The sequence below is a fragment of the Pseudomonas sp. yb_5 genome (assembly GCF_043103865.1).
In the GTDB taxonomy this organism is placed as follows: Bacteria; Pseudomonadota; Gammaproteobacteria; order Pseudomonadales; family Pseudomonadaceae; genus Aquipseudomonas; species Aquipseudomonas putida_Y.
This window is the reverse complement of record NZ_JBICKE010000056.1, coordinates 81,719-104,592: the sequence shown is the minus strand read 5'-3', so window position 1 is coordinate 104,592 and position 22,874 is coordinate 81,719. Positions and strand designations below refer to the sequence as shown.

General features: G+C 62.9%; 17 protein-coding genes. 16 read left to right on the top strand and 1 reads right to left on the bottom strand.

The genetic code is table 11. From position 1 onward, the window contains the following. Positions 1-202 precede the first annotated feature (202 nt). Genes ACF8GF_RS08120 through ACF8GF_RS08090 form a run of 7 tightly spaced genes read left to right on the top strand, consistent with a single transcriptional unit; the run spans position 203 to position 9,909 of the window. Complete coding sequence (locus tag ACF8GF_RS08120; RefSeq protein WP_392487933.1) at positions 203-3,322, top strand: ImcF-related family protein; 3,120 nt, start codon at positions 203-205, stop codon at positions 3,320-3,322. Then, positions 3,319-4,905 carry a type VI secretion system protein TssA gene (tssA, locus tag ACF8GF_RS08115; protein ID WP_392487923.1) on the top strand — a complete coding sequence of 529 codons (1,587 nt, stop codon included), beginning with the start codon at positions 3,319-3,321 and terminating at the stop codon, positions 4,903-4,905. The genes ACF8GF_RS08120 and tssA overlap by 4 nt, the downstream gene beginning before the upstream one ends. A 23-nt stretch (positions 4,906-4,928) precedes the next feature. Continuing rightward, entirely contained in the window at positions 4,929-6,698 is a 1,770-nt protein-coding gene (tssF, locus tag ACF8GF_RS08110; protein WP_392487922.1) for a type VI secretion system baseplate subunit TssF, read from the top strand. Then, a complete protein-coding gene (gene tssG / locus ACF8GF_RS08105; RefSeq protein ID WP_392487921.1) occupies positions 6,662-7,759 on the top strand; it encodes a type VI secretion system baseplate subunit TssG in 1,098 nt (365 codons plus the stop codon). Before tssF ends, tssG begins: the two co-directional genes overlap by 37 nt. Further along, positions 7,740-8,276 (top strand): type VI secretion system lipoprotein TssJ, encoded by a 537-nt coding sequence (gene tssJ, locus ACF8GF_RS08100; RefSeq protein ID WP_004576431.1) that lies wholly within the window; start codon positions 7,740-7,742, stop codon positions 8,274-8,276. Before tssG ends, tssJ begins: the two co-directional genes overlap by 20 nt. Before the next feature lie 4 nt (positions 8,277-8,280). Continuing rightward, entirely contained in the window at positions 8,281-8,721 is a 441-nt protein-coding gene (gene tssE, locus ACF8GF_RS08095) for a type VI secretion system baseplate subunit TssE (protein ID WP_004576432.1), read from the top strand. 21 nt (positions 8,722-8,742) lie between these two features. Then, positions 8,743-9,909 (top strand): OmpA family protein, encoded by a 1,167-nt coding sequence (locus tag ACF8GF_RS08090; RefSeq protein ID WP_392487920.1) that lies wholly within the window; start codon positions 8,743-8,745, stop codon positions 9,907-9,909. A 72-nt stretch (positions 9,910-9,981) separates the two neighbouring features. On the opposite strand, the gene ACF8GF_RS08085 is transcribed toward ACF8GF_RS08090, so the two are convergent. Continuing rightward, the gene (locus tag ACF8GF_RS08085) at positions 9,982-10,728 is read right to left on the bottom strand and encodes an enoyl-CoA hydratase-related protein (RefSeq protein WP_392487918.1); all 747 of its coding nucleotides are present in this window, start codon (positions 10,726-10,728) and stop codon (positions 9,982-9,984) included. A gap of 116 nt (positions 10,729-10,844) precedes the next feature. Between ACF8GF_RS08085 and ACF8GF_RS08080 the strand changes: the two genes are divergently transcribed. From ACF8GF_RS08080 to ACF8GF_RS08040, 9 genes are all read left to right on the top strand, one after another. After that, positions 10,845-11,489 (top strand): TetR family transcriptional regulator C-terminal domain-containing protein, encoded by a 645-nt coding sequence (locus ACF8GF_RS08080; protein WP_392487917.1) that lies wholly within the window; start codon positions 10,845-10,847, stop codon positions 11,487-11,489. Between the two features lie 73 nt (positions 11,490-11,562). Next, positions 11,563-12,279, top strand: coding sequence for a response regulator (locus tag ACF8GF_RS08075; protein WP_176682440.1), 717 nt, complete (start codon positions 11,563-11,565; stop codon positions 12,277-12,279). Further along, a complete protein-coding gene (locus ACF8GF_RS08070; protein ID WP_176682441.1) occupies positions 12,276-13,058 on the top strand; it encodes an ABC transporter substrate-binding protein in 783 nt (260 codons plus the stop codon). Before ACF8GF_RS08075 ends, ACF8GF_RS08070 begins: the two co-directional genes overlap by 4 nt. After that, entirely contained in the window at positions 13,055-15,307 is a 2,253-nt protein-coding gene (locus ACF8GF_RS08065) for an ATP-binding protein (protein ID WP_176682442.1), read from the top strand. Before ACF8GF_RS08070 ends, ACF8GF_RS08065 begins: the two co-directional genes overlap by 4 nt. A gap of 196 nt (positions 15,308-15,503) precedes the next feature. Then, positions 15,504-16,910 carry an amino acid permease gene (locus ACF8GF_RS08060; protein ID WP_176682443.1) on the top strand — a complete coding sequence of 469 codons (1,407 nt, stop codon included), beginning with the start codon at positions 15,504-15,506 and terminating at the stop codon, positions 16,908-16,910. Between the two features lie 239 nt (positions 16,911-17,149). Then, positions 17,150-17,944: an enoyl-CoA hydratase/isomerase family protein gene (locus ACF8GF_RS08055; RefSeq protein ID WP_176682444.1), complete on the top strand. Its 795-nt coding sequence runs from the start codon at positions 17,150-17,152 to the stop codon at positions 17,942-17,944. A gap of 33 nt (positions 17,945-17,977) precedes the next feature. Continuing rightward, on the top strand, positions 17,978-19,138 hold the full coding sequence (locus ACF8GF_RS08050) for an acyl-CoA dehydrogenase family protein (protein ID WP_039613897.1): 1,161 nt from the start codon (positions 17,978-17,980) through the stop codon (positions 19,136-19,138). 17 nt (positions 19,139-19,155) lie between these two features. Continuing rightward, entirely contained in the window at positions 19,156-21,273 is a 2,118-nt protein-coding gene (locus ACF8GF_RS08045; protein ID WP_392487916.1) for an acetate--CoA ligase family protein, read from the top strand. Next, positions 21,266-22,873, top strand: a complete 1,608-nt coding sequence (locus tag ACF8GF_RS08040) for a 5-guanidino-2-oxopentanoate decarboxylase (RefSeq protein WP_392461198.1) — start codon at positions 21,266-21,268, stop codon at positions 22,871-22,873. The genes ACF8GF_RS08045 and ACF8GF_RS08040 overlap by 8 nt, the downstream gene beginning before the upstream one ends. The last annotated feature ends 1 nt before the right edge of the window (position 22,874 follow it).

Genomic DNA, 22,874 nt, shown 5'->3' with positions numbered 1-22,874 from the left:
GGGATTGATCGTGAAAAAGAAGAGAATCAGCGTCTGGATAGTGATCCTGTGTTTGCTCGTTGCGGGTGGGGTATTGATCTGGGTCGATAATCCCGTAGTGCAGGTGAGGAGTGAGACTGCACGCTTGCAATGGTCAGCAGTGTTGTTGATCGGCTGTTTGATATTTCTCTTTCTCGATGGCGTCGGCGAATTGGCTATCCGAATGTTGGGCGCGAGAGATTTTAGTGCTCTGATGGGACAAAAGCTCGGAGTCAACTGGACTCGTTCGACTGGCAGTAACGTGGTTTCTAATGCTGAGGATCCATTCGGCGTACCCGAGTTGAGGGCGCATTTGAAGGGACGCTACGGCTTCTTCTGGCAGCGCAAAATTCGACTGTTGTGGGTGGTCGGTGAGTCTGAGCAGATCGAGGCGATTGCCCCTGGGTTGAGCGAGCAGCGTTGGCTGGAAGGGCAAAACACCGTGCTGCTGTGGGCCGGCAGCATCCAAGGTGAACCGCAAGACGCGTTGCTTTTGCAGTGGCGCGGCCTATGCCGCAACCGTGCGCTCAATGGGGTGGTCTGGGTGTTGAACAAAGACCAAAGCAATAACGTGAGCGCGATGAACGATAGCGTTCGTCGTTTGCAGAATCTGGCCAAAACCCTACGCTGCCAATTGCTGCTGCATGTGTGGCAGGTCTGCGACAGTATGTGGCCGCAGCACTCGCGCGAAATCGGAGCGGTAGGCTGCATGCTCCCGGTACCATTATCGCCAGTGCGGCTCGCCGACCACTTAGGCATGCTCGTACAACCCTTACGTGAGCAGGGTCTATCGCAGCTTCAAAAAGACTCTGATCATGATTTCTTGCTTCGATTGTCACGCGATGTTGCGACCGAGGGTGTCTCCGGATGGTGCGCTGCATTGTCCGCGCTGTTCCGGAGACGCGACGTCTGGTTGCGTGGAGTGTGGTTCAGCTTACCGCTGCGACTCCAGAACAACCTTCGCGTGGATCACCACTGGCCTGAAGACCCAGCATGGTCAGGGATCCTCAGCGATCGCTCCGCCCGAGCCCGGCGACTGGGCTGGCACCCCGCCAGAGTCGCCTACGTTTCTGCGCTCGGCCTCGCTTTCATTTGGGGCATCGGCTTGCTGTTGTCGTTTGCGAGCAACCGTGCCGAGGTCGGTCAGATAGCGGCGGCGTACAGCGCTTTGCAGCAGCCCGTAGCAGGTACAGACACTAAACAGGCACTGGGCGAGTTGGTACGTGAACTCTCCCGCCTGGACTACCGATCAGAACACGGCGCACCGTGGTATCAGCGCTTTGGCCTGAGCCGGTCGCACGAGCTGCGTGAAGCGGTGTGGCCCTTCTATACGCAGGCCAATAACCAGCTGCTCCGTGACCCAGCCGTCGCTGAGCTGGAAAAACGGCTCAAGGCGTTGGTCAACTTGCCTCCGGCGAGCTCTCAGCGGACAAAGCAGGCTTACATCTACCTCAAAGCCTATCTGATGCTGGCACGCCCAGAAAAAGCCGATGCTGCTTTCCTGGCCGAGACCTTGGGCGCTGCCGAACCGGCATTGTGGACATTCTACGGCCAGCATCTGCCCGAGCACCCTGACTGGGCGATCAAGGCCAATCTCAGGTTGATCGCCCAAACACGCCAGGTGCTGCTGCGTGAACTGGGTCAGCGAAACGCTGAAAGCAGCCTGTACCAGCAGGTCCTCGACACCGCGGCGAACCACTACCCGGCGTTGGGTTTGCAACAGCTGGTCGGCGACACCGATGCAAGCGCTCTGTTCGCCAGTGCTGAACAGGTCCCTGGTGTATTCACCCGCCAAGCCTGGGAAGGGCAGGTTCGTGCAGCCATTGAAGACTCGGCGCAAGCCCGGCGCGAAGAGATCGACTGGGTACTCAGCGACCACCCCAACGACATCGCCAAGGCGCTGAGCCCCGACCAGCTCAGGGAGCGGTTGACTACCCGCTACTTCCAGGATTACAGCAGTGCCTGGCTGACCTTCCTCAACAGCCTGCGCTGGCAGCAGGGCCATGGCCTGCGCGATGTGATTGCACAGTTGACGCTGGTGAGTGACGTGCGCCAGTCACCATTGATCGCCTTGATGAACACGTTGAGCTACCAGGGCCAGGCCGGCGTTCGTGGCCAGGCCCTGGCCGATTCCCTGATCGAATCAGCGCAGAAGCTGGTAGGGCAAAAAGCAGCACCGATCATCGATCAACTTCCCCAAACACCCAGCGGCCCGCTCGATAGTACCTTTGGCCCTTTGATGGCGTTGCTGGGCAAGGACACTGAAGGGCGATCAGTCGATGGCCGCCTGAGCCTGCAAGCCTTCCTCACGCGGGTCACCGGTGTGCGCTTGAAGCTGCAGCAGGTGGTCAATGCGCCCGATCCCGAGGCGATGATGCAGGCCGTGGCACAGACGGTATTCCAAGGCAAAGGCGCGGACCTGACCGACACCCAGGCCTATGGCAACCTGATCGCCGCCAGTCTCGGCGCTGACTGGGGGCCAGCGGCCAATACGCTGTTCGTGCAGCCGCTGGATCAGGCGTGGCAACAGATTCTGCAGCCGTCGTCGGCCGGCCTCAACCGGACCTGGCAGCGCGCGATCGTCGATGAGTGGCAGGGCGCTTTCAGCGGCCGCTATCCCTTCGCCGTCACCAGCAGTGACGCCTCATTGCCCATGCTGGGGCAGATGATCCGCGCCGACTCCGGGCGGATCGAACAGTTTCTGGCACAGCAACTCACGGGGCTTCTGCGCAAGGAAGGCAGCCGCTGGGTGGCCGACGCGGGGCAGAGCCAGGGGCTGCGTTTCAACCCGGACTTTCTCACCGCGATCAACCAGCTGAGCCAGTTGGCCGATGTGCTGTACACCGATGGCGGTATGGGCTTGAGCTTCGAGCTGCAAGGCAAGCCTGTGCGTGATGTGGTGCAGACCACCTTCGTACTCAACGGTGAAAAGCACCACTACTTCAACCAGCGAGAAAGCTGGCAACGCTTTCGCTGGCCCGGGCAGGGTGATCATCCGGGTATCAGCCTGACGTGGAGCAGTGTTCATACCGGCGAACGTCTGTTTGCGGACTACCAGGGCACCTGGGGGCTGATTCGTTTGTTGGAGCAGGCCAACGTCACGGCGTTGGATGATGGCGACAGTCGCTTTCGGGTCGTGCTGGATGCGCCAGATGGCCTGGGCCTGACTTGGCATTTGCGCACGGAGTTGGGCGAAGGGCCGCTGGCGCTGCTCAAGTTACGCGGGTTCAGCCTGCCGCGAGAGATCTTTCTGGTAGAGGGCCGTGATACCCCGCAGTACACGCACAATGGGGGCTTCGAATGAGCCTGAAAAGCCTGATCGAAAGCTGTTTGTCCACCAGCGAGCCACTGGTCATTGCCCGCAAACACAGCGAATCCTGGGAGCCTTGGCTAACGCCCATCAGCGGTGATGCACCGGTGGGAGAGGACCCGGGCTACGACGACGATTTCCAGCGCATGCGCGAAGAGGTCAACAAACTCTCCGGGGCGGATGTCGACCTTGTGGCCCAACTGGCGCAGAAGCTGCTCCAGCAGTCCTGCAAAGACCTTCGTGTTGCCACCTACTACCTGTGGGCACGCTTGCATAGGGACGGTGAGTCCGGCTTGGCAGATGGCCTGAGTTTGCTGGCGGCGCTGATGGAGCGCTATGCCTGCGACATCCTGCCGGCGCGTCCCCATAGCCGCAAAATGGCCCTGGAGTGGCTTGCCGGCAGCAGGGTCCTGGCAAGCCTGTCGCTGTACCCTCAGGTGGTCAAGGCTGAAACTGAGCGAACGGTGGCTGCGCTGGTGTGGTTGGAGCACGGCTGCAGCAACTGGCCCGCAGACCAGCGACCGCGGCTGGACGCCTTGTACGGCGCCCTCAGCAATAGACTCGCTATGTCGGGAGGTGTTGATGCAATCGTCCCGCAGACCAGCAATGACTCACCGCCGAGAAGTAGCGCCCCTGGCCCGAGCGCATCACCCATCAAGTCCGGTCGCGATTTGCTGGACAGTGGCCGGGGCTTGGCCAGCTACCTGCGTGAACAACCAGAAGGTTGGCTGGCAGCGCATAGGCTGATGAAGAGCCTGCGCTGGGACACCGTGCATCAGGTACCGCCCCAAGACGCACAGGGCATTACCCGGCTGGCGCCCCCGCGCGGTGAATACCGTGCCCAGTTAAAACGCCTGCACGTGCAGCAACGCTGGAGTGAGTTGATCGACCAGGCCGAGCGGATGTATGCCGAGGGCGTCAACCATTTCTGGTTGGACCTGCAATGGCATCTGCATCAGGCCTTGAGCAAATCACCCCATCCGCACAGTAGCTGGGCAGCCATCGTCAAACATGACCTGAACATGCTGCTGCAGCGCTTGCCTGGGCTGGACATGCTGTATTGGAACGATGGCTCGGCTTTCGCGGATGAAACCACACGCGAGTGGATCAACCAGCACGTCAGCGACAGCCGCTCCGCGCAATGGCTGCCTGCTGCAGCCTCGGCAACCACCACGGCAACCTGCGAAATCCTTGCGCTGGAACCTGAGGCACTGGCGCAAGCCGATGCTGAGGGTGTCGAGCAAGCGCTGGCGTGGCTTGCAAACCGGCCCGATACGCAGGCCGGGCGGCAACGCTGGTTGCTGCGCCTGCTGATGGCCCGGGTGGCCGAGCAGTACGGCAAGGCCGAACTGGCCATTCATTTGTTCACTGAACTGGATACCACCGCGCACCACCACGCGCTGACCGACTGGGAGCCCGAGCTGATCTTCGAGGTCAAGGCGCGTTTGCTCAAGCTGCTGCGTTTGAAAGCCCAGCGCAACGATGCCGACCGGCCAGTCCTGGCGCGGCAGATGGAACAACAGCTGGCGGCGCTGGTAGCCATTGACCCGGTACGCGCTGCGGTGCTGTGCAGCTAACTCACATTGATCAGGATCCTGTTTTGAGCAAGGACAACCCAACCCTACGGTACTTTGATGCCGAGATGCGCTACCTGCGTGAAGCTGGTAAAGAATTTGCCCAGGCGTTTCCGGACCGCGCGGCGGAGCTGAACCTGAATAAACCTGGGGCGCAGGACCCCTATGTGGAGCGCCTGTTCGAAGGCTTCGCGTTCTTGATGGGGCGCCTGCGCGAAAAACTGGACGACGATTTGCCCGAACTGACCGAAGGGCTGGTCAGCCTGCTGTGGCCGCACTACCTGCGCACCATCCCCTCGCTGGCAATCGTTGAGCTCATGCCTGATGTCAGCCAGATGAAAGGCACCGAATCCATTGCCAGGGGGTTTCAGGTGTTGTCTCAGCCAGTGGGTCCGCAACGTACCCGCTGCCGCTACTCCACGACACAGGACCTGCCGCTTCAGCCGCTCACGCTCGACACCGTGCGTCTTGATCACGAGCCTGATGGGCGCGCGGTGCTGCGTTTGCGTTTCTTGTGCGGGGAAATGGCAGATTGGAGCCGGCTGGATCTTGCTCAGATACCGCTGTACCTGAACGCCGATGCCGCATTGGCCAGTGCACTGCATCAAGCACTGACTTTGAAGGTACAGGCGTTATATGTGCGTATGCCGGGCGAGGCAGAACGCCAAACACTTGAAGGCCATTTCAAGCCCAAGGGCTTCGCCGATGATGACCGTCTTTGGCCCAAAGGTGATAGTGCGTTCAGCGGCTACCAGCTGCTGCTTGAGTACTTCACCTTCCGCGAGAAATTCATGTTCGTGACGCTGTGCGGTTTGGAGTCGTTGTCATTGCCACTGGGCGCTACTTGGTTCGAGCTTGATGTCGTGCTGTGTGAAGCATGGTCGCATGCCTTCACGCCCAGCGAGGAGCACATCCGTTTACACGCGGTCCCCGTGATCAATTTGTTCCCGCTGGATGCGGACCCGCTCAACCTGGACCCGCTGCAGAACGAGTACCTGCTTCGCCCGATGCGGCTGCAGGACGGGCACACGGAAATCTATTCCGTGGACAGGGTGTCCGGTTCCAAGAACAGTGTCCGTCAGGACTACGTGCCTTTCAGCAGCTTTCGCCACAAGGGTGGCATGCTCCGCGATGAAGCCCCCGAGCGGTATTTTCATACCCGCCTCAGGCAGGGCGCCAATGGTCTTCATGACACCTGGCTGATCCTGGGCGGGGAAGGCTTTGACAAGGATGTGCTGCTCAAGCGCAAAAGCCTGTCACTGCGCCTTACCGGGACCAATGGCCAACTGCCGCGCAAGGCCCTGCGCAGTACATTGCTCGACGCGGCCGCGCAATCCACCCAGGCGGGGCTGCAGGTGCGCAACCTGACCTCACCCACGCTGCCATGTTATCCGCCGAATCGTGACCGGTTCCACTGGCGGGTACTGAGCCACCTGGGCTCGAACTTCTTGCCCATGCTCAATAGTGCTGAAGTGCTGCGTGGCACGCTGGCGTTGTACGAGTGGACGGGTAGCGAAACCAATCGCCGTCGCTTGGAGGCCATCGTTGAGGTCAAGCATCACCTTATCCAGCGGTTCGAAAAAGGGTTCTTGCTGCGCGGCGTGGATATCCAGGTGACGCTCGACAGCAATGGTTTTTCGGGGGAGGGGGACATCTGCCTGTTTGGTGAAATGCTCAGCCGGTTCTTCGCACTGTATGCCGACATTCACTTGTGCACGCAACTGACGTTGATCCTACAACCGACGGGGAGGTGCCTGCGATGGAGCGAACATCACAGTCAGCGTATTCCAGGCTGAAGGCTGAAGGGTTTTTGCAGGTACTGGAGGGGCAGGTTGCCTCGGCCAACGTGTATCGCGTCTGCCAGTTGCTCGAGCAGGTACTGGCCGATCATCCTCCGCTGGGCAGTACCGCACACCCGGTTGATGACGGGGTCCGCTTTCGGCCCGACCCAGGCATGGGCTTTCCCGCCAGTGAGCTGAAGGCCATAGAGTTCGACGACGCCTGTCCCGAACGCCCTATAACGATACGAACGCGGCTACTTGGTTTGTATGGTGTCGATTCGCCGCTGCCAACGGCCTACCTGGACGACATCGCCCAGCGCCGTGAGGGCCACGAAGCAGTAGAGGCGTTTCTCGACATCTTCAACCATCGGGTATTCACCCAGTTCTATCGGATCTGGCGCAAATACTCGTATCCCGCCACCTTTGAGGCGGGCGGTAGCGATGCGACTTCACAGTGCCTGTTGGGCTTGATCGGCCTTGGAGTACCCGGTACGGCCGAGCGTATCGCCACGCCCATGTCTCGCTTTTTGGCATTGCTCAGCGTGATGCGCTTGCCGACCCGCAACGCCGAGGGCATTGGCGCGTTGGTCAAGCTGCTGGCCCCGAGCACGGAGGCACATGTCACCGGGCATTGGCCGCAACGTGTCGTGCTTGAGCGACCAGCCCGCCTGGATACGAAAAGCCCGGTAAGTCTTTCCCAAGGCATGCCGCTAGGCGCTGTCGGAACGGATGCGAACAGCCAGTTGCGCCTGTTGCTGCACACCAATGACCCGGAAGAGGCGCGCGAGTGGCTTCCTGGGGGGCAGTTGCTGCTCGACTTGCGGGTGCTGCTGGAGGTGTACCTGGGGTGGCGCTGTACGGCCAAGCTACAGCTGTCGATTCCGCTGCGTCTGCTGCCCGTGCCGGTACTGGGCCGTGCGCAAGTCAGGTTGGGAATGACGGCAGTACTGGGGTTGCCGACCGGTGAAGAGGCTACAGCCAACACCGACACCATCACAGTCAACCTGGGCCGCTATCAAGGCCTACAACTGAATCCTTGCGACAGGGAGGTATCGCATGTGGCGTACCGCTTCTAAACGCTTCACGGTCGTGGCGCTGGTGACACTGCTGGGCGGCTGCGGCCTCACCCAGAAGGTTGTGGAGGGTACGGCTTCCACGGCCCGTGCGGTTTTCTACAAGCAAGTAAAAACATTGCATCTGGATTTCACCGGCCGGTCAGCGATGAATACCGACAGCATGGAGATGAGTGGGTTGTCCGTTTCGGTGCTGGTGCGTGTCTACCAGTTGCGGGATCACAAGGCTCTGGACAAGGCAACTTACGACGATCTGGTCAGCCACGGCGAGCGCGTGCTGGGGGGCGACCTGTTGAGCGAAAAAGCCGTAGTGGTCAAACCTGGTGAGGCGGCTCAGCTCAGCACGCCTTTGCATAGGGAGGCTCAGTACATTGCCGTGATTGCGTTGTTCCGAAATCCGGACATGGAGCAAGACGCGTGGCGTTTGACCTTGCAGCGTGATGACCTCGATCCGGACCAGCCCAGGGTTGTCGAGTTGGGTGATAACCGCTTGAAGTTGCGGCCGCGCAGCGAGGACTGAGCACATGATCGAACCAAGCCCTTCGCTTTACGAAACGCTGCTGCAGAATTTCAGCGGCGAGTTGGAGCTGGATCGGGTCAGTGATGATGATCAACTGACGCTTTCGGTTCTGGACAACCTTCAGCGCATTCTAAACAGCCGGGCCGGCACACTCGCGCATCTGCCGGACTATGGCTTGCCGGATATGGGCACGGTTCTTCAAGGGTTGCCGGCCTCGGCCCATGGTTTGATGAATGACATCGTGAGCACGTTGCGCAGGTATGAGCCGCGGCTCGCAGAAGTACGCATCGAGCTGGTGCCGCAGCGACGGCCCGGCCATTTGGAATACGCACTCGATGTACGCATCAAGGGCGGTGGCCGCGCCACCTTTGGGACCACGCTTGCACCTGACGGGAGGGTGGTTGTACGTCACCTGAAACAGGAAGGCTATCTCGCCAAGCTATAGACCTACGGACAAGGAGGCCAGATGACGGCGCTTTTTGAAATGCGGATTCGCTTGGGCGGCGACCCAGGCAGTTTTGATGAGTTCAACGTGTTGCGCGGCGAGTTGGCCAAGCTTGATCATCCTGCGTGTCCTGACGTTGACTGGGCAAAAGTTGAAGCGTTGTGCTTGAGGCTCTTCGAACGGAACGGGGTGGAGCTGCAGACCGCAGTGTCCTTTATCCTGGCGCGTAGCTACCGTACGGGGCTCGCTGGTTTGACCGAGGGGGTGGCATTGCTCGCCACTCTCACGGACGAGTGGCCGCGCTTGTGGCCGGTGCAGGCTTCAGCTCGGATTGAGCTCATCGCCTGGTTGTTTGCTCAGCTACATCCCCTGGTTCGAATGCTGGAATGGGGCGGATCGAGTCTGGCGACGCTGAGGGAACTGATCGTTGAGCTGGGGCGGCTTGAGCACCGTTTGGAGCGGCTTGGCCATGCTTCCTTGGCTTCGCTGAAGGTGTTTCGACAGCAGATCAGTAGCGTGATGCAGCGGATGTCGGGAAGCAGGGACGTGCCGATGCCGATTCCGTTGCAACCATGGGCATCACCAGCCGAGCCAGCGCTAAGCCCTCCGATTGCTACGGTTGTCTCAGCACCACCGACTTACACCTTTGTAGTCGAGCCAGCGGCGCAGAAACGCGCGGTGTTGCCGTGGTTGCTGACACTGACGGTCACCAGTGTCTTTGTGGGGTGGCTGGGCTGGCAAGTATGGGCATCCAGGCAAGTCAAAGAGCCGCCCACGCCTGAGCCGATCCAACTCGACAGTCTGAATCTGTTTGATCCGGGCAGTGCCGAACTGAAGCCCGGTTCAACCAAACTGCTGATAAACGCTCTGGTTGGCATCAAGGCTCAACCGGGTTGGCTGATTGTTATCTCCGGGCATGCGGATGCACGGGGTGACGCGGCCAAGAATCTCGACCTGTCCCGTGCCCGTGCTTCAGCCGTGCGCGACTGGATGCAACGGATGGGGGATATCCCGGACAGTTGTTTTGCTGTTCAAGGTGTCGCGGCCAGCCAGCCGGTCAGCAGCAACCACACATTCGATGGGCGGGCGGAGAATCGTCGTGTGGACATCCGGCTATTGCCGCAGAGCAGTGCGTGCGGGGGGGAGAGCGATGACATTCGCGTTGAGCCGCGTAGCGATAGCATCTAACCCCAATATCCCGTCGATGCCGCCGCTCCCTTTCAGCGCGGTCTTGTGCCGCGAAAGGGTCGAGTCACCCTTTCAATCCTTGATCAGCCCTCGCAGCACTGCCCGCGCTTCTTCAGTACGCAAGCATTCGATGAACAACTGGCTTTCCCGCGCCACCGTGGCCTCCAGCTCTGCCCGCTGGCTGTCCTTGAGCAGCCGCTTGCTGATCCGCAGTGCCGCTTGCGGGTAGCCTTGCATCTGCCGCGCCAGCGTGCGGGCAGCGTCCAGGCACTGTTCGCCGTTTTCATGCAGCTCATTGGCCAGTCCCCAGGCCACCATCTGCTCACCATCCAGCAGCGCATTGGTCAGCAGCAAGCGTGCCGCCCGGGCCTGGCCAAGCACACGCGGCAGCAGCAGGCTGGAACCGAACTCCGGGCACACACCCAGCGGCGCGAAAGGCATGCGCAGCTTGGTCGAGCGGCTGACCAGCACCTGGTCGCAGTGCAGCAACAGGGTGGCCCCGATGCCGATCGCGGCACCACTGACCGCTGCGATCAGCGGCTTGTCCAGGCCCATGATCACCCGCATCAGGCGGAACACCGGGCTGTCCAGGTCGCTGGGCGGGTTGTCGAGGAAGTCGCGAAGGTCGTTGCCAGCGCTGAAGCAATGCGGCCCACCGGTGATGATGATGGCATCGACAGCGGGGTCCTCACTTGCCGCCAGCAATAGGTCACCCAGCAGCTGGTACATGGCAGTGTTCAGGGCATTGAGCTTGTCGGGGCGGTTGAAGGCCAGGGTCAGCAGGCCTTGGTCCAGTTCGCGTGTGATCAGGTTGTTCATGGCAGCCGCTTTTGTTGTTGTGAGGGGGCCCTGCCGGGCAGTAGCGCTTAGGGTTTATCACGCAGTCCGGCTTGTTGTACAGTCGTTCAGTCCAGCCCCTAACCAGAGACCCGCCGATGACTCAGGAAGCCCGCTACCACCGCATGCTGCCGGAATTGCGCAAAGCCCACCTGGTCGAGGCGACCCTGGTGTGCCTCAAACGCCATGGTTTTCAGGGGGCTTCGATCCGCAAGATTTCGGCCGAGGCCGGGGTCTCGGTCGGGCTTATCAGCCATCACTACGCCGGCAAGGACGAATTGGTGGCAGAGGCTTACATGGCCGTCACCGGTCGGGTGATGGGCCTGCTGCGCGAGGCCATGGCCCAGGCCGCGCCCAATGCCCGCGAGCGATTGTCGGCGTTTTTCCGTGCCTCGTTCTGCGCCGAACTGCTCGACCCGCAATTGCTCGATGCCTGGCTGGCCTTCTGGGGCGCGGTGAAGACCGCCGATGCGATCAACCAGGTGCACGACCACTCCTACGGCGAGTACCGCAACGAGCTTGGCCAGCTACTGGCCAGACTGGCCGAAGAGGAGGGCTGGCAGGGCTTCGATGCCGACCTGGCGGCCATCAGCCTGAGCGCCTTGCTCGACGGCCTGTGGCTGGAGTCGGGCCTGAACCCCGGCACCTTCAGCCCCGAGCAGGGCGTGATCATCTGCGAGGCCTGGGTCGACGGCCTGCAGGCTGGTGGCCGGAGGCGCTTCAGCCTGCCCGAGGGCTGTTGATCACCTGTTCAGTAACGAGTACGCTGCTGTTGCGAGTGTGTAGAACAACACCAATAAAAAGAGACAACACGCAATGACGCCTCGGGTATTGATCGTCGATGACGATCCGCTTATTCGTGACTTGCTGCAGGCCTACCTGTCCCAGGAAGGCTACGACGTTCACTGCGCCGATACAGCCGAAGGGGCCGAAGCCCTGCTTGCCAGCCAGGATGTCGACCTGGTGCTGCTGGACATCCGCCTGCCCGGCAAGGACGGCCTTACCCTGACCCGCGAACTGCGGGTGCGCTCGGAGGTTGGCATCATCCTCGTCACCGGGCGCAATGACGACATCGACCGCATCGTTGGCCTGGAATGCGGGGCAGATGACTACGTGATCAAACCGCTCAACCCCCGCGAGCTGGTGTCCCGGGCGAAAAACCTGATCCGCCGCGTGCGCCATGCCCGCGAGGCGCACCCCGCCCCGGCCTGTGCGCAGTCGCTGAAGCAGTTCGCCGACTGGGCACTGGATACCGACCGCCGGCGCCTGATCGACGCCCGTGGCGGGCAAACCCTGCTGACCCACGGCGAATTCCAGTTGCTCAGCGTATTTCTACGCAACAGCGGCCATACCCTCAGCCGCGACCAGTTGATGGACCAGATTCGCAACCGCGAGTGGGTGCCCAACGACCGCTCCATCGACGTGCTGGTCGGCCGCCTGCGGCGCAAGCTGCATGACGACCCGGCCGAACCGCAGTTGATCATCACCATTCACGGCACCGGCTACCTGTTCACCGCCAGCGTGGCAGCATGATTCATCGCGCCTGGTTGTTGGCGCTGGCCTTGACGTGGCCCACCCTGCACGCCAGTGCCAGTGAGCCGGTGCGTTACTGTGACTACCCGGTGTACCCGCCCATTTCCTGGAGCGACGGCCACCAGGTGCGTGGCCTGGCCCCGACCGTGGTGCGCGAACTGTTCGCGCGCATGGGCTACGAGGTGCAAACCGTCGTGCTGGGCAACTGGAAGCGCTGCCTGATGGACGCCGCCGCCGGGCGGGTGGATGTGGTGCTGGCCTACAACAGCGACCAGCGTGACCAGCGCATGCGTTTCTCCAAGGTGCCGGTGGTGCGCGAGGAAGTGGCCGTGTTCTACAACCGCAAGCGGCCGGTGCAGTTCCAGCAGCTGGAGGACCTGGCGGGTTACCGCGGCGGCCTGCTGTACGGTGAAAGCTATGGCGCCGAGTTCGACCGCTTCGTCGCCCGCCACCAGAACATCGAGCGGGTATCGTCCAGCCAGCAGAACTTTGGCAAGCTGATCCGCGGGCGCATCGACTATGTGATTCAGGAGCGGCGCACCGGGCTGCTGTTCATCGAGCACCTGCCCGGTGCGCAGGATATTCGCGCATTGCCCACGGCACTGAGCGTGGACTACCTGCGAGTGGCGGTATCGCGACAGTCACCCTTGAGCCAGCGCATGGCTGAAATCGATGCGCAGTTGCAGCGGATGAACCAGGCGGGCGAGATCGCGCGTTGGCTGGAGCAAAGTGAAGTCACTTACCGCGACATGATCAACCTGCCGGCGGATGCACGATGATCCGCCTGCGCACCGATGGCCTGCTGCGCCGTCTGCTGCTGTTCATTCTGCTGTTCAGCTTGTGCTTCACGGTGCTGGCCAGTGGCGTGCAGCTTTACTTCGAGTACCGTCGCGAAATGCGGGATATAGAGGCACGCATGGCGTTGATCCGTGCCGGCTACCTGGCCAGCCTGGAACGCAGCCTGTGGGACCTCGACGAGGCGCAGCTGGATGTTCAGCTGCGCGGCCTGGTGGACTTTTCCGATGTGGCGCGGGTGCGTCTGGTCAGTGATGATTTCCCGCTGTTACGGGGTGAGGCCGACCCCCAAGGGCCGCTGCGCATCGAGCGCTTCCCCCTCGACTACCAGCCGCCCTCAGGGCCAGTCAGGCATCTGGGGGAGCTGGAAGTCAGCATCGACCTTGGCGCGGTACACCGGCGGCTTTACGCCACGGGCCTTGCCAGCCTGTTGTGGATGGGTGTGTTTCTGTGCGGCCTGGCAGTGGCGTTGTCAGGGCTGTTCTACCGCCTGGTCACCCGCCACCTGCAAGTGATGGCCGAGTTCGCCCGCCGCATTGGCGCAGGCCAGTGGCAGGAGCCCTTGCGCCTTGGCCGCCGTCGTTCATCGCGCCCCGACGAAATCGACACTGTGGCCAATGCCCTGGACGATATGCGCCGCGCCATCCTCAGCGATATCGAGCGCCGTGAGCGCGACCGCCTGGCACTGCAGGACAAACGCGACGAATTGCAGGCCATGGTCGAGCGGCGTACGGCCAGCCTGGCTCGGGCCAAGGACGAGGCCGAGGCAGCCAACCTGGCCAAGTCGCGCTTTTTGGCGACCATGAGCCATGAATTGCGTACGCCGCTCAACGGTATTCTGGGCATGGCCGAACTGCTGCGCGGCGGGCGCCTGGAGGTCGCCGACCGCCAGCGTGTCGAGGCCTTGTACAAGGCCGGCGAAGGGCTGTTGGCGATTCTCAACGAAGTGCTGTATTTCGCCCGGCTCGAAGAAGGCGAGAGCCGCGCCGAGCGGGTGGTGTTTTCCTTGCGTCAGTTGTGCCAGGAAGTGCTGGCGTTGCTCGAACCCATGGCCATGGACAATGCCGACACCCTGCAACTGCAGGTCGATGAGCAATTGGCCGCGTACCAGCACGGCGCAGAGCAGTACCTGCGACAGGTGCTGAGCAATCTGCTGGCCAATGCCATCAAGTTCACTGAGCACGGCCAGGTACAGCTTACGGTGCAGGTGCTTGCCAGTAACGAATGCTCGCAGCGCTTGCGGCTGTCGGTCCGTGACAACGGTATCGGCATCGAACCCGCCGTTCAGGCGAAGATCTTCGACCGTTTCGTCCAGGCCAGCGAAGCGGTGACCCTGCGCTATGGCGGCACTGGCCTGGGCCTGGCGATTTGCAAGCACCTGGTGGAAAAGCTGGGCGGTAGCATCGGCCTCGAGAGCGCTCAAGGGCAGGGCAGCTGCTTTTGGTTCGAGCTCGACATGGCTCGCGGGCAGCCCGTCTCAGCGGGTTCACCAACCCCTTCGCCCTTGCCCAGCCTGGATATCCTGGTGGTCGAAGACGTTGCGCTGAACCGTGAGGTTGCCGGTGGCCTGCTGATGCGCGACGGTCACCGGGTAAGCTTTGCCGAAGACGCCGGGCAAGCCCTGCAGGCATGCGCGCAGCGGCGCTTCGACCTGGTTCTGCTGGACGTGCACTTGCCGGGCATGAGCGGGGTGGCGTTGTGCCGACAGCTGCGCACCTCGCCGGGGCCGAACCGCAACAGTCGGATCCTGGCGCTGACGGCCGGCGTGCAACCGGGCCAGGTAGCGGGTTATCTGGACGCTGGTATGCAGGGCGTACTGGCCAAGCCTTTGCGGCTGGACAACCTGCGCAAGGCGTTGGCTGACGTAGCGCCCGGTGAAGTGGCCAGCGCTGGCGCAGACATGGACTGGTCATTGCTCGACACCCACCGTTCACTGCTGGGGGAGCAGAAGTTGCAGGGCCTGCTGAAGGTCCTGCACCAGTCACTGCAGCAGCACGCCATGGCGCTGGCCGAGGCGCTGCCAGCCCAGGACTTCACCGAAGTGCTGCACCTGGCCCACCGCCTGGCTGGCAGCTGCGATTCCCTGGGGTTTACCGGGCTGGCTACGCTGTTGCGTCGCCTGGAGGAGGCGGCCCGGCAGCATGACCTGCAGGCCATGCAAGCCCTCGGCGAGCCGCTGGCCACCCAGCTAGGTCAGGCCAACGCCACGCTGGAACAGCTGATCCAGAGCTGACGTACAAAAAGCTTACGACTTTTTACATCTTCGATCCGTTCGTACAACGGCACCTTACATCCGTTTCCAATAATCCATGGCAACCGTGTTGCACACGGTCCATGAGGCTTATTGGAGACAAGAATAATGACATGCCGTAGCGCTCAGCCCCTCATTCGAACCCTCCCACGCACCGGCCGCAAAGGCGAGGTGTGCCATGACTGACAACGTTGAGAAGATCCAGCTCACCCGCGCCCTGAAAAGCCGGCACATCTTCATGCTGTCGCTGGGTGGGGTTATTGGCACCGGCCTGTTCATGGGGTCTGGCGTAACCATCAATCAGGGCGGGCCGGTGGGCGCGATCCTGGCTTATTTGGTCGCGGGCTTGCTGATGTACCTGGTGATGGTCTGCCTGGGCGAGCTGTCGGTGCAGATGCCAGTGTCCGGTTCGTTCCAGGCCCACGCCACCAAATACATTGGCCCGGCCACCGGGTTCATGATCGGCTGGGTGTACTGGATGAGCTGGGCCACCACCGTAGGCCTGGAGTTCACCGCTGCCGGCATGTTGATGACCCGCTGGTTCCCGGAGGTGCCGATCTGGTACTGGTCGGCACTGTTCGTGGTGGTGCTGTTCGGCCTCAACGCCCTGGCCACGCGTGCCTTTGGCGAGGCCGAGTACTGGTTCTCGGGCATCAAGGTGGCAACCATCCTCGGCTTCATCGTCATTGGCCTGCTGGTGATTTTCGGTGCCATCCCCCTGAGCAGCGGGGCACCCGCACCGATGCTGAACAACCTGGTGGGCGAGTCGCTGTTCCCCCATGGCCTGTCGGCAGTGTTCGCGGTGATGATGACCGTGGTCTACGCCTTCCAGGGCTGTGAAATCATGGGGGTGGCTGCCGGTGAGACCGAGCACCCGGAAAAGAGCATCCCGCGGGCGGTGCGCAATGTGGTGTTCCGCGTGCTGATTTTCTATGTGCTGGCCATTGCCGTGCTGTCGGCCATTGTGCCGCACGAGCAGGCCGGGCTGATGGAAAGCCCGTTCGTGCAGGTGTTCGACATGGTCGGAATCCCTTACGCCGCCGACTTGATGAACTTCGTCATCCTCACGGCCATCCTCTCGGTAGGTAACTCCGGGTTGTATGCCTCCACGCGCATCCTCTGGGCCATGTCCAAGACTGGCATGGCACCCAAAAGCCTGTCGCCGCTGAGCAAGCGTGGCGTGCCGCTGCGGGCGCTGAGCATCACACTGTGCTTTGCGCTGATTTCGCTGATGACCAGCTTCGTTGCGGCTGACACGCTGTTCATGGTGCTGATGGCGGTGAGCGGTATGTCCGGCACCGTGACCTGGATCGTCATCGCTTTGGCGCAGTACCGCTTCCGCAAGGCCTGGCTGCGCGACGGCGGGCAACTGCAGGACCTGAAGTACAAGGCGCCGCTGTACCCACTGGTGCCGCTGCTGTGCATCACCCTGTGCAGTTCGCTGTTCGTGTTCCTGGCGCTGGACGAAACCCAGCGGCCGTCACTGTACTGGGGCTTTGGCTTCATTGCCCTGTGCTATGCGGCGTACTTCTTCGTCAACCGCCGCCGGCAGGGGGCCTTCGAGCCCAGCGCACCAAGGGTTTGATGCCGTAGTTCGTCGGCGGCAGGTGTTGGTCGCTGCATTTTCAGTACCTGTGAGGTCAAGCGCCGCCCGTGCGGGGCGCGATCTCACAGGCCATAAAGCCGTCACGACGAACGCCCTTGTGTAACGCCAAATACCGAGTTGTGCGAAGTTGTAACAGCCCATCCCGCCTTGTTGAACACTCGTTTAGTATCTTTCTCGTCAAGCCCTCCAAAACCATCACAACAACACCGAGGCCCCCCATGACCACCCCGTCGTCGTCACTGTTGAGCAAGGTCGAAGCCGGCGTTGCCTGGATCACCCTCAACCGCCCCGAGCAGCGCAACGCGCTGGACATTCCCACCCTCAAGCAACTGCACGCCTTGCTCGACAGCCATGCCAGCGACCCAACCGTTCGCGTGGTGGTGCTGACCGGCAGCGGCCGCAGCTTCTGCGCTGGCGCCGACCTGGCCGAATGGGCAGCCGCGGAAGCGGCGGGCACTCTGGAAAGCTACGGCTGGACCGAAACTGCCCATGCCCTGATGTTGCGCCTGCACAGCCTCGACAAACCCACCATCGCCGCCATCAACGGCACCGCCGTGGGCGGAGGCATGGACCTTAGCCTGTGCTGTGACCTGCGCATCGCCGCTGCCTCTGCGCGCTTCAAGGCCGGCTACACCAGCATGGGCTACAGCCCCGATGCCGGCGCCAGCTGGCACCTGCCACGGCTGATCGGTAGCGAGCAGGCCAAGCGCCTGCTGTTCCTCGACGAGTTGTGGGGCGCCGATCGCGCCCTGGCCGCCGGTTTGGTCAGCGAAGTCTGTGCCGACGAGCAGTTGCCTGCCGTCGTCGCCGAGCTGGCCGGGCGCCTGGCCAACGGCCCGACCTTCGCCTATTCGCAGACCAAGCGGCTGATGCGCGACGGTGCCCGGCGCACGCTGGCTGAACAGCTGGAAGCCGAGCGCCACGCCGGCCTGTTGTGCGGCCGCAGCCAGGATGGTGCCGAGGCCCTGCAAGCCTCGGTGGAACGTCGCGCTCCCCGTTTTACCGGCCAGTAATCCGATACCCGACCCTCATCAGGACCTTCGCAGATGAATTTCCAACTGACCCAAGAACAAGAAATGTTGGTGGAAGCGGTACGCAGCTTTGTTGCCAAAGAACTGCTGCCCCATGAGGAAGCGGTGGACCGCGCCGACGCCGTGTCACCCGAGCTGGCTGCGCAGATCCGTGGCAAGGCCATCGCTGCCGGGTTCTATGCCTTCAACATGCCCGAGGAAGTGGGAGGAGGCGGCCTGGACTACCTGTCCCAGGCGCTGATCGAACGTGAGCTGTCCAAGGTGTCCTGGGCGCTGCATGTCTTCGTTGCGCGGCCGTCAAAAATCCTCATGGCCTGCAAGGACGAGCAGATCAACGACTACCTGCTGCCGTGCGTGCAGGGCGAGAAGATCGACTGCTTCGCCCTCACCGAACCGGGCGCTGGCTCTGATGCCAACGCCATCAAGACCCGCGCCGTGCGTCAGGGCGATGACTTTGTCATCAACGGTAGCAAGCACTTCATCAGCCACGCGGGCCACGCCGATTTCGCCATTGTCTTCGCTGTCACCGACACCTACGAGCACAACGGGCGCAAGCGCAATGCGGTCACCGCCTTGCTGGTCGACCGGGGTACGCCGGGCATGACCATCCGCCGTGGTCCCAAGTGCGTGAGCAACCGTGGTTATCACACCTACGAGCTGTTCTTCGACGACTGCCGGGTGCCGGCCAGCAAGGTGCTGGGCGAAGTCGGCAAGGGCTGGGAAGTGGCCAACGCCTGGCTTACCGCTGGGCGGGTGATGGTCGCCGCCAACTGCGTAGGCCAGGCCCAGCGCGCCCTTGACCTGTCGCTGCAATGGGCCGCCGACCGCAAACAGTTCGGCCAGGCCATCGGCAGCTACCAAGGGGTGTCGTTCAAGCTGGCCGACATGGCCACACAGATCCGCGCGGCCGAGATGCTCACCCTGCACACCGCCTGGAAGATGGACCAGGGCAGCATGACCGACGGTGAGGCCGGCATGGCCAAGCTGTTTGCCAGCGAAGTGCTGGGCAAGGTCGCCGACGAAGCGGTGCAGATCTTCGGCGGCATGGGCCTGATGGATGAAGGGCCGGTTGAGCGCATCTGGCGCAACGCGCGTATCGAGCGCATCTGGGAGGGCACCTCGGAAATCCAGCGGCATATCATCGCCCGCGAACTGCTGCGCCCGCTGCTGCGCTGAGCGCCAGGAGAACACCCATGTCGCAATCGATTCGTGACAACCTCAAGCGCCTGCTGGCGCCCCGGCACCTGGCTTTTATCGGCGGGCGCAGCATGGCGCGGGCGCTCAAGCGATGCGCCGAAGGTGGCTTTGCCGGTGAACTGTGGCTGGTCAACCCGCAGCATGAAAGCCTCGAAGGCATCCCTTGCGTGGCACGGGTGGCCGACTTGCCCTACGCCCCGGACGCGGTGTTCATCGCCACCAACCGTGAGCTGACCCTGCAGTGCGTTGCCGAGCTGGCTGCACGCGGGGCCGGTGGCGCAATCTGCTACGCCTCGGGCTTTGCCGAAAGCGGCGAGGAGGGCTGTCAGTTGCAGCAACGCCTGCTCGACGTCGCCGGCAACATGGCTTTGCTCGGCCCCAACTGCTATGGCTTGCTCGACTACCTGCACGGTGCCGCCCTGTGGCCGGTGGCGCATGGTGGCCAGCAGGTGGAGAAGGGGGTGGCGATCCTCACGCAAAGTGGCAACTTCGCCTACAACCTGTCCATGAGCGACCGTTCCCTGCCGGTTGCCTACATGGCCTCGGTCGGTAACCAGGCGCAACTGGGTGTGGCCGAGCTGATGGATGTACTGCTCGATGACCCACGGGTAACCGCCATTGGCCTGCACCTGGAAGGCCTGAAGAACGTGCCGGGCTTCGCCCGCGCCGCGTGCAAGGCACTGCAGCAGGGCACGCCGATCATTGCATTGAAGACCGGCGTTTCGCAGATCGGCGCTGAACTGGCGCTCAGCCACACCAGCTCGTTGTCCGGCTCCGATGCGTTGTACGACAGCCTGTTCCAGCGCCTGGGCGTGATCCGCGTCAGCGGCCCGGTGAGCTTTGTCGAAACGCTCAAGGCCGCAGCCTGCGGACGCTTGCCGGCAGATGGCGAGCTGATTGCGCTGGCCTGTTCAGGCGGCGATGCCGGGCTGATTGCCGACTATGCCGAACGCAACCATCTGCAACTGCCGAAGCTCGAGCAAGGGCAGGTGGCGGCGCTGGCGGAGGTGTTGCCGCGCTATGCCAACCTGGTCAACCCACTGGACTTCACTACGGCCATCTGGGGCGATGCAGCCGCCCTGCAACGTATGCTCGACAGTACCCTGAGCGGCGCCGCGGGCGCGGCGATGCTGGTGCTGGACTACCCGGCGGCGTTCACCGGCGAGCGCAAGGAGTGCGACCTGCTGTTGGGGCTGTACTGCGATGCCGTTGAACGCCACGGCAAGATCGGCTTCGTCACCTCGGCTTTCCCGGAACTGTTGCCTGCCAGTGCGCGTGAGCGCCTGCATGCGCGGGGCATCGCTGCCCTGCAGGGCGTGGAAGACGGCCTGGCGGCCTGGGGGCGCATCGTCGCTTACCAAAGGACCCGCCAGCGGTTGCTGGACCAGGGCGAGGCTGCGCGGGTACCGCTGTGCCCGCAGGCCCTCACGGGCGAAAGCCGACTGTTGGACGAATGGCAATCCAAGCAGGCCCTGCGCGCCTTCGGTCTGCCGGTGCCGGCAGGTGTGCTGAGTACGCCCGAGCGCGCTGTGGCAGACGCTGCCCGCGTGGGTTACCCGCTGGTACTGAAGGCGGTCAGCGCACAGCTGCCGCACAAGACCGAAGCTGGCGCCGTGGCGTTGAACCTGCGTGATGCCCGCGCCCTGGAAGCTGCACTGGTGCAGATGCGCCAGTGCATCGCTGACTACGCCCCGCAGGTTGCGTTTGATCAGGTGCTGCTCGAGCCCATGGCCGAGCCGCCCTTGGCCGAGCTCATAGTGGGCATCAAGCGTGAACACGACTTTGCCCTGGCCCTGGTGATCGGTACCGGCGGCGTGCTGGTCGAACTGCTCAAGGACAGTGTCAGCCTGTTGCTACCCACCACCGACAGCGCCATCCGGGCGGCGCTGCTGAGCCTGCGTAGTGCCAGCCTGCTGCAAGGCTTCCGTGGCCGTCCGGCCGCCAACCTCGATGCCTTGGTCTCGGCCATCCGCGCGGTGGCCGATTACGCCTGCGAAAACGCCGGGCAGTTGCTGGAGCTGGATGTGAACCCATTGATGGTCGGTGCCAATGGCACCACCGCGGTCGACGCGCTGATCCGCCTCGGCCGGGCGCAAGGAGAACGACATGAATGACCTTACCCTGACTGCCGGCCAGGCGCTGGTGCGGTTGTTGGCCAACTACGGCGTGGAGACCGTGTTCGGCATTCCCGGCGTGCACACCCTGGAGCTCTACCGCGGCCTGCCGGGCAGTGGCATTCGCCATGTACTGACCCGCCATGAGCAGGGCGCCGGCTTCATGGCCGACGGCTATGCGCGAGTCAGTGGCAAACCGGGGGTGTGCTTCGTCATTACCGGCCCGGGCGTGACCAACGTCGCCACCCCCATCGGCCAAGCCTATGCCGACTCGGTGCCGATGCTGGTGATTTCCAGCGTCAACCACACCGCCAGCCTGGGCAAGGGCTGGGGCTGCCTGCACGAAACCCAGGACCAGCGCGCCATGACTGCGCCCATTACCGCGTTTTCTGCGGTGGCCCTGCAGGGCGACGACTTGCCCGAGCTGATCGCGCGCGCCTGGGCAGTGTTCGACAGCGAACGACCGCGCCCGGTGCATATTTCGGTGCCCCTGGACGTGCTGGCGGCATCGGTCAGCCGGGACTGGAGCGATGAGGTGGTACGCCGGCCGGGGCGTGGCCAGCCGTGCCGCGAAACCCTTGAGCAGGCTGCCCTGAAGCTCGCCGCCGCCAAGCGGCCGATGATCATCGCCGGTGGGGGCGCGTTGCACGCGGCTGAACAGTTGCAGCAACTCAGTACGCGGCTGGCGGCGCCTCTGTTCACCAGCGTGGCCGGCAAGGGCTTGTTGTCGCCAGATGCGCCACTCAATGCAGGCGCCAGCCTGTGCGTAGAACCCGGCTGGCAGTTGATCAGCCAGGCTGATGTGGTGCTTGCCGTAGGCACCGAAATGGCCGACACCGACTTCTGGCGTGAGCGCCTGCCGATCCGCGGCGAGCTGCTGCGCGTCGACATCGACCCGCGCAAGTTCAACGATTTCTACCCCTGTGCCATTGCCCTGCAGGGCGATGCCCGGCAAACCTTGGACGGTTTGCTCGAACACCTGCCTGCCCTTGAGCGTGACCCGGCCCAGGCCAGCGCGGCGGTGGCCGCCCTGCGCCAGGCCATCCGCAATGGGCATGCCCCGTTGCAGGCCACGCACCAGGCCATTCTGGACCGTATCGCCGCCGTACTGCCTGACGATGCCTTCATCAGCAGCGACATGACCCAGCTGGCCTATACCGGCAACTACGCCTTCGCCAGCCGAGCGCCACGTAGCTGGCTGCACCCCACCGGTTACGGCACCCTCGGCTACGGCCTGCCGGCCGGCATTGGTGGCATGTTCGCCAGCGACCACCGCCCCGGCCTGGTACTGGTGGGTGATGGCGGCTTCCTGTACACCGCCCAGGAGCTGGCCACTGCCGTCGAGGAGCTGCACCGGCCGCTGGTGGTGTTGCTTTGGAACAATGACGCCCTCGGCCAGATCCGCGACGATATGCTCGGCCTGGATATCGAGCCGGTCGGCGTGCTGCCGCGCAACCCGGATTTCATCGGCCTGGCCCGCGCCTTCGGTTGCACCGTGCACCAGCCACGTGACCTGGACGCGCTGCAGGCCGACCTGGCCAGTGGCTTCGCCACCCCCGGCGTGACGTTCATCGAACTCAAACACACCTGCGTCTGTTAAG

Bases quoted from the DNA above. Each gene is read 5' to 3' on its own strand.
- ACF8GF_RS08120 (WP_392487933.1), top strand. From the start codon at position 203: ATGTTGGGCGCGAGAGATTTTAGTGCTCTGATGGGACAAAAGCTCGGA.
- tssA (WP_392487923.1), top strand. From the start codon at position 3,319: ATGAGCCTGAAAAGCCTGATCGAAAGCTGTTTGTCCACCAGCGAGCCA.
- tssG (WP_392487921.1), top strand. From the start codon at position 6,662: ATGGAGCGAACATCACAGTCAGCGTATTCCAGGCTGAAGGCTGAAGGG.
- tssJ (WP_004576431.1), top strand. From the start codon at position 7,740: ATGTGGCGTACCGCTTCTAAACGCTTCACGGTCGTGGCGCTGGTGACA.
- tssE (WP_004576432.1), top strand. From the start codon at position 8,281: ATGATCGAACCAAGCCCTTCGCTTTACGAAACGCTGCTGCAGAATTTC.
- ACF8GF_RS08090 (WP_392487920.1), top strand. From the start codon at position 8,743: ATGACGGCGCTTTTTGAAATGCGGATTCGCTTGGGCGGCGACCCAGGC.
- ACF8GF_RS08085 (WP_392487918.1), bottom strand. From the start codon at position 10,728: ATGAACAACCTGATCACACGCGAACTGGACCAAGGCCTGCTGACCCTG.
- ACF8GF_RS08080 (WP_392487917.1), top strand. From the start codon at position 10,845: ATGACTCAGGAAGCCCGCTACCACCGCATGCTGCCGGAATTGCGCAAA.
- ACF8GF_RS08075 (WP_176682440.1), top strand. From the start codon at position 11,563: ATGACGCCTCGGGTATTGATCGTCGATGACGATCCGCTTATTCGTGAC.
- ACF8GF_RS08070 (WP_176682441.1), top strand. From the start codon at position 12,276: ATGATTCATCGCGCCTGGTTGTTGGCGCTGGCCTTGACGTGGCCCACC.
- ACF8GF_RS08065 (WP_176682442.1), top strand. From the start codon at position 13,055: ATGATCCGCCTGCGCACCGATGGCCTGCTGCGCCGTCTGCTGCTGTTC.
- ACF8GF_RS08060 (WP_176682443.1), top strand. From the start codon at position 15,504: ATGACTGACAACGTTGAGAAGATCCAGCTCACCCGCGCCCTGAAAAGC.
- ACF8GF_RS08055 (WP_176682444.1), top strand. From the start codon at position 17,150: ATGACCACCCCGTCGTCGTCACTGTTGAGCAAGGTCGAAGCCGGCGTT.
- ACF8GF_RS08050 (WP_039613897.1), top strand. From the start codon at position 17,978: ATGAATTTCCAACTGACCCAAGAACAAGAAATGTTGGTGGAAGCGGTA.
- ACF8GF_RS08045 (WP_392487916.1), top strand. From the start codon at position 19,156: ATGTCGCAATCGATTCGTGACAACCTCAAGCGCCTGCTGGCGCCCCGG.
- ACF8GF_RS08040 (WP_392461198.1), top strand. From the start codon at position 21,266: ATGAATGACCTTACCCTGACTGCCGGCCAGGCGCTGGTGCGGTTGTTG.